The 9,060-nt window shown below is 50.5% G+C and carries 9 protein-coding genes; 5 read left to right on the top strand and 4 right to left on the bottom strand.

The annotated features are described in order from the left end of the window. The first annotated feature begins 17 nt into the window (after window positions 1-17). Both AC1WIP_RS06860 and AC1WIP_RS06855 read left to right on the top strand, forming a co-directional pair. Window positions 18-2,177 carry an alpha-L-rhamnosidase gene (locus AC1WIP_RS06860; RefSeq protein ID WP_481141149.1) on the top strand — a complete coding sequence of 720 codons (2,160 nt, stop codon included), beginning with the start codon at window positions 18-20 and terminating at the stop codon, window positions 2,175-2,177. Between the two features lie 101 nt (window positions 2,178-2,278). Next, window positions 2,279-3,163: a DegV family protein gene (locus tag AC1WIP_RS06855; RefSeq protein ID WP_481141148.1), complete on the top strand. Its 885-nt coding sequence runs from the start codon at window positions 2,279-2,281 to the stop codon at window positions 3,161-3,163. A 16-nt stretch (window positions 3,164-3,179) separates the two neighbouring features. Here the strand turns inward: AC1WIP_RS06855 and AC1WIP_RS06850 are convergent, their stop codons facing one another. From AC1WIP_RS06850 to AC1WIP_RS06840, 3 genes are all read right to left on the bottom strand, one after another. Beyond that, complete coding sequence (locus tag AC1WIP_RS06850; RefSeq protein ID WP_481141147.1) at window positions 3,180-3,572, bottom strand: DUF3783 domain-containing protein; 393 nt, start codon at window positions 3,570-3,572, stop codon at window positions 3,180-3,182. A 295-nt stretch (window positions 3,573-3,867) separates the two neighbouring features. Continuing rightward, complete coding sequence (feoB, locus tag AC1WIP_RS06845) at window positions 3,868-5,727, bottom strand: ferrous iron transporter B (RefSeq protein ID WP_481141146.1); 1,860 nt, start codon at window positions 5,725-5,727, stop codon at window positions 3,868-3,870. Then, window positions 5,724-5,978 carry a FeoA family protein gene (locus AC1WIP_RS06840; protein WP_481141145.1) on the bottom strand — a complete coding sequence of 85 codons (255 nt, stop codon included), beginning with the start codon at window positions 5,976-5,978 and terminating at the stop codon, window positions 5,724-5,726. The genes feoB and AC1WIP_RS06840 overlap by 4 nt, the downstream gene beginning before the upstream one ends. A 144-nt stretch (window positions 5,979-6,122) precedes the next feature. On the opposite strand from AC1WIP_RS06840, the gene AC1WIP_RS06835 reads away from it, so the two are divergent. Next, a complete protein-coding gene (locus AC1WIP_RS06835) occupies window positions 6,123-7,349 on the top strand; it encodes a 6-phosphofructokinase (protein WP_481141150.1) in 1,227 nt (408 codons plus the stop codon). Window positions 7,350-7,379: 30 nt separating this feature from the next. Here the strand turns inward: AC1WIP_RS06835 and AC1WIP_RS06830 are convergent, their stop codons facing one another. Then, window positions 7,380-7,871, bottom strand: coding sequence for a CYTH domain-containing protein (locus AC1WIP_RS06830; protein WP_481141144.1), 492 nt, complete (start codon window positions 7,869-7,871; stop codon window positions 7,380-7,382). 109 nt (window positions 7,872-7,980) lie between these two features. Here AC1WIP_RS06830 and AC1WIP_RS06825 point away from each other — a divergent pair, with 109 nt between their 5' ends. Both AC1WIP_RS06825 and AC1WIP_RS06820 read left to right on the top strand, forming a co-directional pair. Then, entirely contained in the window at window positions 7,981-8,550 is a 570-nt protein-coding gene (locus AC1WIP_RS06825) for a DJ-1 family glyoxalase III (protein WP_481141143.1), read from the top strand. A 35-nt stretch (window positions 8,551-8,585) separates the two neighbouring features. Beyond that, a partial coding sequence (locus tag AC1WIP_RS06820; RefSeq protein WP_481141142.1) for an NAD-dependent epimerase/dehydratase family protein occupies window positions 8,586-9,060 on the top strand: 475 nt, incomplete at its 3' end.

Below are 9,060 nucleotides of genomic sequence, written 5' to 3'. Positions count from 1 at the left end.
GGCAAGGAGGAAAAGGGATGTTGGAACAGGCTTTGTGGATAGGCTGCAAGGAGGACATGGGGGATGTGTGTCCACAGTTTTGCAGAAAATTTCAGGTGGAAAGGGAAGTAAGGGCAGCGCAGCTTGAGATCACCGCTGTGGGAGTTTATGAGGCCTGCCTGAACGGCAAAAGAGTGGGAGCGTTTATTCTGGCTCCGGGCTGTACAGCCTATAAGGAACGTCTGCAGTGCCAGACCTATCAGCTGAAAGGGTTGAAAATGGGGGAAAATATTCTGACTGTGACAGTGGGCAAGGGCTGGCACAGGGGACGGATCAGCGAAAGGGATTTAGAGGTAAACAGTATGCCCTGTGCTCTGATCGGCCAGGTGACGCTGGAATATGTGGATGGAAGCAGGGAAACCATTGTCACTGACGAGAGCTGGTCTGTGGGAGAAAGTCCCATTCGGTTTTCTGATATTTATGACGGTGAGGTTTATGATGCCGGATTTTCGGGAGTAGAATGGGAGCCTGTGAAGATAGAAGCGCTCTCCAGGGACAGACTGATTGCCCAGGAGGGGGAAGAAATCCGGGAACAGGAAAGAATCAGGCCCATACGGTTTTTTACCTCTCCAAAGGGAGAGCGGATCGTGGATTTTGGTCAAAATTTTGCGGGATACATCGAGCTTTCCGTAAACGCTCCTGCAGGAACAAGGATCGTGATTTCCCACGGAGAAATTCTGGACAGCCAGGGGAATTTTTATACCGAAAATTATCGTACGGCCAAAGCGGTGCTTACCTATATCTGCAAGGAGGGGCAGCAGACCTACAAGCCTCATTTTACCTTTTTCGGATTCCGCTATATCCGGCTGGATGAATTTCCCATGGAGGTGGATTTGGATTGCTTTAGGGGAATTGCAATTTATTCCAGCATGGAGCGCACGGGCCATATCCAGTGTTCCCACGCTGGACTGAACCGATTCTTTGAAAATGTGCTGTGGTCCCAGCGGGCTAATTTTATCGATATTCCCACAGACTGTCCACAGAGGGACGAAAGGCTGGGATGGCTTGGGGACGCCCAGGTGTTTGCCAAGACGGCCTGCTATAATTACGACGCGGAGAAATTTTTTGAAAAATGGCTGCGGGATGTGAGGTGCGAGCAGCTGGAAAATGGCGCGGTGCCGGATACGGTTCCTGATTTTTGGAGATTACAGAAGGCCAGCACGGCCTGGGGAGACGCCATCGCTATAATTCCCTGGCAGCTATATCAGATGTTTGGAAATACCAGAGTGCTTGACGAGAATTTTGAGTCCATGAAAAAATGGGTGGACTATATGACGAATGACAGCAAGGATCCTTATTTATGGACCTCAAGACATGGCGATAAAAAGCAGAGGGAAAAGCATTATGGGGACTGGCTTGCGCTGGACGCCCCTTACGGAAGCTATAGAGGGGCTACAGATCCTGATTTTATTGCAAGCGCTTTTTATGCCCATTCCACCCTGCTGCTTGTGAAAGCGGGAAAGGTGCTGGGAAAGGATGTAAGCAGCTATGAAACCCTGTATGAAAACATTGTAAAGGCCTTCCGGGAGCGTTTTGGGGAATACAGCACTCAGACCCAGCATGTGCTTGCGCTGCAGTTTCACCTGACCCAGGACAGACAAAAGACGGCAGATGCTCTGGCGCAGATGATCCGGGAAAACAAAAACAGATTGAAAACGGGCTTTGTGGGAACCCCCTATCTTTTATATGCCCTCAGCGAAAACGGACATGTGCAAAGTGCCTATGATCTGCTTTTGCAGGAGGAATATCCCTCCTGGCTCTATGAGGTGAACCACGGGGCCACCACCATCTGGGAGCATTGGGACGGCATCCGGGATGACGGGGTGCTCTGGAGCAGCGATATGAATTCCTACAATCACTATGCCTATGGCTCTGTTATGGATTGGGTTTATACTGTTGCCGCAGGAATCAGGACGGACGAGGATGCGCCGGGATTTGAGCGGGCTGTGATCGCCCCCATGCCGGATAAGCGGTTAAAGTGGCTGGAGGCTTCCGTCAAAATCCGTCACGGTGAAATCTGTTCCAAGTGGTTTTGCGGGGAGGAAAAAATCCGCTATGAGATTACAACCCCTGTGCCCGCAGCTATTATAATAGAAGGAAAAGAATACCAGGTAGAGCCGGGCAGCTATATTTTTTAGAGGCTCTTTGTTAAAAAGCCATCTTTGGAAAATCTTTATTTGTCAAAACTTAAGTTTCGCGATACAATAAAGAAAACAATCAGAAGATGGAGAAATAATATATGGCTTTTTGCATTATTACAGATTCGGCCTCGGATATACCGGAGTGTGTGAAAAAGGAGTATGGTCTTTATGTGATGCCCACCCCTGTGACCATAGAGGGTACGGATTACTTTGACGGAGAGACGATTTTCCCGGATCAATTTTATGATATTCAGGCTTCGGGCAAGGATATTAAGACGTATCACATCAGCCAGTATATGTTTGAAGAACATTTCCGCCCCTTTGCCAAGCGGGGAGATGAGGTGCTTTACATCTGCTTTTCTACAGGGATTGCGGGAACCTTCAATGCCGCCAATCTGGCCTATGAGGCGATTAAGGAGGAATTTCCTGAGTTTTCCATGACGATTATCGACTCCAAATGCGCCTCTATCGGCTATGGACTGGTGACGGAACGCCTGCTTCGGATGCAGAGAAACAAAGCGCCAAAGGAGCTTCTCATAGAGGCGGCTCATTTCTTCTGCGAGCATATGGAGCATGCGGTGACGGTATTCGGCCTGGAATATCTGTTCAAGGGCGGACGGCTCAGCCGAACCTCCTTCCTGGCCGGAACGGTGCTGGATATCAAACCCATCATCATTGTGGATGAAAACGGCTCCCTGAAAGCTGTGGAAAAGGTGCGCGGCTGGAAAAAAGCCCAGAAGAGAATCCTGGATATGGTAGGTGAAAAGGGAAAGAATCTGGAAAATCAGGTGGTAGGAGCCTGCTTTGGCACAGACAGAGAGGCATTTGCCTTTTTAAAGGAGCAGCTTCGGGAGAGATACCATGTCAAGGATATTCTGGAGACTCAGGTGGGATGCGCTATCGGGGCTCATACGGGCCCTGGTATTCTGGGCATCGTGTTTTTAAATGAGACAAGGGAGGCCTATGAGCCGTATCTGAAATAGTAGATAAGGCTTGGCGCTATCTCTGAAAGGGCTGCTTTTGAAAGGCGGTATGCTCCTTTTGCAGCTCACTGTAAAGCTGTCTTGGGTTCCAGAATATATTGTTGGGCGTCAGGACAGCCTTCAGGGCGATGGGGGCAATCTGCGCTTCCTTGTATTTCTTTAAAAAGCGGTCCAGGGCCTGGGAGTCCATGCCGGAGAAAACCATCATTTCCGCAGGAAATTCCGCTCCTGTATCAGGCGTGTTGGACAGAGGGATTCCCTGTATTTTTGCCAGAGCGCCCAGGGTTTCGCCGTACTGCTTTTTTTCTATGAAAATCATCTGAATTCCCATTGACAGGCACAGCTTTGAAAGCTGGGCCTGTTTTTCTCTATCTACATGGAACAATAATATTTTCTGCTGGTTTTTCATGACTGCTTCCTTTCGCTGCATCTTTTATAGATGCCAGGGTCAAAAGGTCTCCCAGCCACAAATCGTCAGAATTGTTTGCGGCTTCGGAGTCAAGTTGCGCTAGGAATTGACAAATTTGCTAAATGCGTTCCCAAAAATCCGAACTCGCTGCGCTCAAACAAGCGGATTTTTTCTCACAACGCAACTTTGTCGATTCCAAGAGCAACTAAGACTCCTGCAGATAACAAACTATTCTGACAATTTGTGGCTGAAAACCCTTTTGACCCCAGCATCTTTTCTATAGTATAGCACATTTTTACAGTGCGGGGAGAAAAAAAGCGGCAGTCTGTGCAAAGAGGATGCAGAGGAGAACGCCGAAAAGGGTGGGCAGCAGAAAGGCTGCGGCGGTCCATTTCAGGCTTCCGGTTTCCTTTTTTATGGAGAGGAGGGTTGTAAGGCAGGGCCAGTGAAACAGGGTAAAAAGGCAGGTGCATACAGCCGTGCCAAGGCTCCATCCGTTTTCCGAGAGAATGGCCCTTAACAGATTGGGATCGTTTATTTCCTGAAGGCTTCCCTGCTCTAAATAGGTCATCAGCATGATGGGAATTACAATTTCATTGGCAGGCATTCCCAATAGGAAGGACAAAAGGATTACCCCATCCAGACCCATCAGACGGGCAAAGGGGTCCAGAAATGAGGCGGCAATGGACAAAAGAGAGCGGGAATCCACCGTAAGGTTTGCCATGCACCATAAAAGAGCGCCTGCAGGAACGGCGGCGTATAGGGCCCGACGCAGGGTAGAAAGGGTCCGGTCCAAAAGGGAACGCAGGATGACCTTCAGAATCTGGGGACGTCTGTAGGGAGGAAGCTCCAGCACAAAGGAGGAGGGTACTCCCTTTAACAGGGTGGCGGAGAGCAGTCTTGAGGCCAGAAAGGTCATGAGCACTCCAAGTAAAAGGAAGCCGGTAAGACAGAGCGCGGCAAGGAGGGAGGAGGCTGCTTTGCCAAAGAAGGAGGAGCCGCCTGGGCCTGTAAAGTATAGGGCGATCAAGGTGACCAGGATGGGAAAACGGCCGTTGCAGGGCACAAAGCTGTTGGTGAGCAGGGCGATGAGCCGTTCTCTGGGAGAGTCGATAATTCTGCAGCCTAAAACCCCCACGCAGTTGCAGCCAAAGCCCATGGCCATGGTAAGGGCCTGTTTGCCGCAGGCACGGCATTTCTGAAAGTAATAATCCAGATTATAGGCAATTCTCGGCAGATATCCGGAATCCTCCAACAGGGTAAAGAGAGGAAAAAAAATGACCATAGGAGGAAGCATGACGGAAACCACCCAGGACAGCACCCGAAAGACTCCTTCCAGCAGAAAATCCGAAAGGAGGGAGGAAACCTGAAGCTTTGATAACAGATGGGACAAGCCTTCTTCCAGCATCAGGAAAAGCTGTGAGAGCAGGCTTGAGGGATAATTGGCCCCGGTCACGGTAATCCAGAAAATGAGAGACAAAAGAAGCAGCATTGCAAGAAAGCCGGTATATCTGCCTGTAAGGATTTTGTCCAGCTTCCGATCCTTTTTCCGATAGTCTTTATTTTCAAGAGAGGTGACCTGGGAGGCTATAGAGGAGGCGGCTGCCGCAAGCTGATCCGGGGAGGGAAGGGGAGCTTTTTGACAAGAGTCTTTTTCTCCTTGCTTTTTTTTAAGCAGCAGATGATCCAGACGCCCGCTCAGCTCCGCAAGCCCCTGCCCCTGTCTGGCGGCCGTGCCTGAAACCGGAAAGCCAAGCAGCTTTTCCAAAAGGGCCAGATCAATATGAATCCCCTTTTTGGCCGCTTCGTCCATGAGATTGACGCAAAGCATCACCCAGGGACAGTGATAAGAGACCTGGAGGGCAAGCAGGAGATTGCGTTCCAGGCAGGAGGCGTCGCAGACCACAATAACGGCGTCGGGGTTTTCCTCTAAAAGAAAATCCCTTGTGACCTCTTCCTCTGCGGAATGAGGGGTCAGGGAATAGGCTCCAGGCAAATCCACCAGCTCACAGGAGAAATGTTTTGTTTCAAAGAAGCCTCTTGCGCTTGTGACGGTTTTCCCGGGCCAGTTTCCTGTATGCTGTTTCAGACCGGTGAGAGCGTTGAATACCGTACTTTTTCCTACGTTTGGATTACCGGCGAGAGCGATGATCATGACGTAACCTCCTGAATGAAAATATGGCGGCTGTCCGCGTTTCTCAGCGCGATGACGCAGCCCCGCAGAAGAAAGGCTTTTGGATCCTTATGGGAGCTTTCTCCTTCGCAGGTGATAAGGGAATCCTTTACAAAGCCCATGTCAAGCAGGCGCTGTCTCATATGCTCTTCACATTGGATGGAAAGAATTCTGCCGGATTTCCCCGGCGCCAGGGTGTCCAGGGAACAATAGGAATTTGTGTCTTTTATCATCTTAGCGCTGCCTTTGCAGATTTTTCTCCGGAAAGCGGAGCAGTTATGGTATTCTATGCGCTGAAACAAGTAATTGATACGGTAGACAATTCCTTTTTGCCAATGCTATAATGGACAAAAAAGGAGGACAGGAAAGTGAAGCGTATGGGGAATGTAGTGGTAGGGCAGTCCGGCGGGCCCACTGCTGTGATCAACGGGTCGGTTTTAGGAGTTTATCAGGCGGCAAAAGAGCTGGGAGCGGATCATGTCTATGGCATGGTGCATGGGGTTCAGGGATTTTTGGAGAAAAATCTCATCTGTCTGGAGGATTATCTGGAAAGCGGTATGGGAAGGGAGCTTTTGCGCAGGACGCCCTCGGCTTTCCTGGGAACCTGCCGTTATAAGCTGCCGCAGATTGCAGGCAATGAAGCAGTCTATGAGCAGGTGTTTGCCGTAATGGAGGAATACCAGATCGAAGCCTTTTTTTACATTGGCGGAAACGACTCCATGGACACGGTGAAAATGCTGTCCGACTATGCAGCCTCCCATGGAAAGAGCCAGCGGTTTGTGGGGATACCAAAGACGGTGGACAATGATCTTCCGGTGACGGACCACTGTCCCGGCTACGGCTCTGCCGCCAAATATATCGCTGCATCCATGAAGGAGGTCATAAGGGATGTGCAGTCCACAGGTCTTACAAAGCCCACGGTTTTGATTGTGGAGATCATGGGACGGCATGCGGGCTGGCTGGCGGCTGCGGCCGCCCTTGCAAAGGGGGAGGACTGCGATGGAGCGGATGCGATTTATCTTCCCGAGAGAGTGTTTGACCCGGAGGATTTTCTTTCCCATATCCGTGCCGTGGCAGAGACAAAAAACACGGTGGTGATTGCGGTTTCCGAGGGGATCAGGCTTGGGGACGGAAGGTTTGTCTGCGAGCTTTCCGGAGGTGCGGACAGCGTGGACGTGTTTGGGCATAAGCAGCTTTCCGGCTGTGGGCTGACACTGGCGGAAATGGTAAAGAGCCAGACAGGATTTAAGGCCCGGGCCATTGAATTGTCAACGCTGCAGCGCTCTGCGGCGCATCTTGCCTCCCTTACGGATGCAGATGAGGCGAGAGAGGCGGGATATCATGGGGTTATGGCGGCGGCAGAGGGCCGCACAGGCGTCATGACGGTGCTTCGCAGGCTGCAGAATAGGCCTTATCTGTGCAGCGTGGATGTACATGACATTCACACCATTGCAAATCAGGAAAAGACAGTGCCCGAAAACTGGATTACAGAGGATGGAAGGGGGCTTGCGGAGGAATTTATACAATATGCACGGCCCCTGATTATGGGAGAGCTCCAGCCCCTGTATATCGACGGACTGCCTGGCCATTTGGTACGAAAATAATACGGAAGGCTGGAAAGCCTTCCGTATGATTCAGGAAATCTGCAGCGCCATATAGGAATTGTGATACTCTTTGTCGTAGGTGACTTCCCTGTCAAACCAATCGGGAGGCACAAAGGATTCGGCGGCTTCTCTGCTGCCGAATTCCACCTCCGCCATAATAAGAGGAGCGAAGGGCGGATCGAACACGTCCAGCTCAATGGTAAGGCTGTAATCAGCGGGGGGCACGGGAAATCCCGGTTTAAAGCCGGGATGGTTTAAAGGAATCAGGTAGCGTTTTTTGGAAATAATGTTTCCATCGGCTTTTGCCCGCAGATGATAATAGGCTTCCTTATTTAAAGGAAGATTGCTCTCCTCCCTGGCCATCATGCCGTTTCCTTTGTAGGTCATATAATATTCGTCATCCTGTTTGCGCACGCGGACGACTGGGTTTACATTCAGATAGGCCTGCTCGATATGGTGGCAGGGATAGCTTTCCAGATTTTCGGGAAGCTTTTTGATTGTAAATTTGCGTTCTATTTCCATGTTGTACCTCCATGGATTTAGTATAACATATTTTTTATCAAATCAAAGTAAAGAATTGAAAAAAGAGGAACAAGTGTGTATACTGGTCTCAGAAATGGAGGTAGGCGCAATGAAACGAATTGCAATTTTTTTCGCAGAGGGCTATGAGGAGATAGAAGGGCTGACCGTTGTGGACATCTGCAGAAGATGCGGACTGGCCATCGATATGGTGTCCATTACGGAGCAAAAGCAGGTGAAGGGCTCCCACGGCATTTTGGTGGAAATGGATAAGACCTGGTCCCAGGCAGATTTTGGCGAATATGATATGCTGGTGCTTCCTGGGGGCGGAGACGGGACTAAGAATCTGGAGGCGTGCCAGGCCCTTATGGAGCAGGTAGATGCCTTTTACGCTTCCGGAAAATATGTGGCGGCGATCTGCGCGGCGCCCAGCATTTTGGGACACAGAGGCATTCTGAAAGGAAGAAGGGCGTGCAGCTATCCGGGCTTTGAAAGCCATCTTGCGGGAGCTTTGGTGACTAAGGGACCGGTGGAGGTGGATGGGAATGTAATCACCTCCAGAGGCATGGGGACTTCAATTCCTTTTGCGCTGGCCATTGCCGGGGTGTTCTGCGGCAGACAAAAGGCTGAACAGATGGCGGAAGCCATTGTGTACAGGGAGAGCGGGGAGGATAGACCCTAAAGGATGTCCGCCCGGGGAAACAGGGAGTCATGGTGATGGAAAAAGAAGCAAAAATATATGTGGCAGGTCATCGGGGAATGGTGGGAAGCGCCATCTGCCGGGCACTGTCAAAAAACGGCTATCAAAATCTGTTAACAAAAAGCCACAGTGAGCTGAATCTGTGCAGGCAGGAGGAGGTGGAAGCCTTCTTTGCACAGGAGAGGCCGGACTATGTGTTTTTGGCCGCCGCAAAGGTAGGAGGCATTTTGGCTAACAGCCAGGCCCAGGCTGACTTTATGTATGAAAATATGATGCTGGAGATGAATGTGATCCATGCGGCATGGCAGAACGGATGCAAAAAGCTCTTATTTTTGGGAAGCAGCTGCATCTATCCCCGCATGGCCCCCCAGCCCATGAAGGAGGATTGTCTGCTCACCTCGAAGCTGGAGGAAACAAACGAGGCCTATGCGCTGGCGAAGATTTCAGGCTTAAAATACTGTGAATATTTAAACCGCCAGTACGGCACTGATT

The organism is Acetatifactor sp. (assembly GCF_982438285.1).
This window is presented reverse-complemented; position numbering and strand designations above follow the sequence as displayed.

What these genes read in the sequence shown, in the direction of transcription:
- feoB (WP_481141146.1), bottom strand. Translation starts at nt 5,727, where the DNA reads ATGATCATCGCTCTCGCCGGTAATCCAAACGTAGGAAAAAGTACGGTA.
- AC1WIP_RS06835 (WP_481141150.1), top strand. Translation starts at nt 6,123, where the DNA reads ATGGGGAATGTAGTGGTAGGGCAGTCCGGCGGGCCCACTGCTGTGATC.
- AC1WIP_RS06855 (WP_481141148.1), top strand. Translation starts at nt 2,279, where the DNA reads ATGGCTTTTTGCATTATTACAGATTCGGCCTCGGATATACCGGAGTGT.
- AC1WIP_RS06830 (WP_481141144.1), bottom strand. Translation starts at nt 7,871, where the DNA reads ATGGAAATAGAACGCAAATTTACAATCAAAAAGCTTCCCGAAAATCTG.
- AC1WIP_RS06850 (WP_481141147.1), bottom strand. Translation starts at nt 3,572, where the DNA reads ATGAAAAACCAGCAGAAAATATTATTGTTCCATGTAGATAGAGAAAAA.
- AC1WIP_RS06840 (WP_481141145.1), bottom strand. Translation starts at nt 5,978, where the DNA reads ATGATAAAAGACACAAATTCCTATTGTTCCCTGGACACCCTGGCGCCG.
- AC1WIP_RS06860 (WP_481141149.1), top strand. Translation starts at nt 18, where the DNA reads ATGTTGGAACAGGCTTTGTGGATAGGCTGCAAGGAGGACATGGGGGAT.
- AC1WIP_RS06825 (WP_481141143.1), top strand. Translation starts at nt 7,981, where the DNA reads ATGAAACGAATTGCAATTTTTTTCGCAGAGGGCTATGAGGAGATAGAA.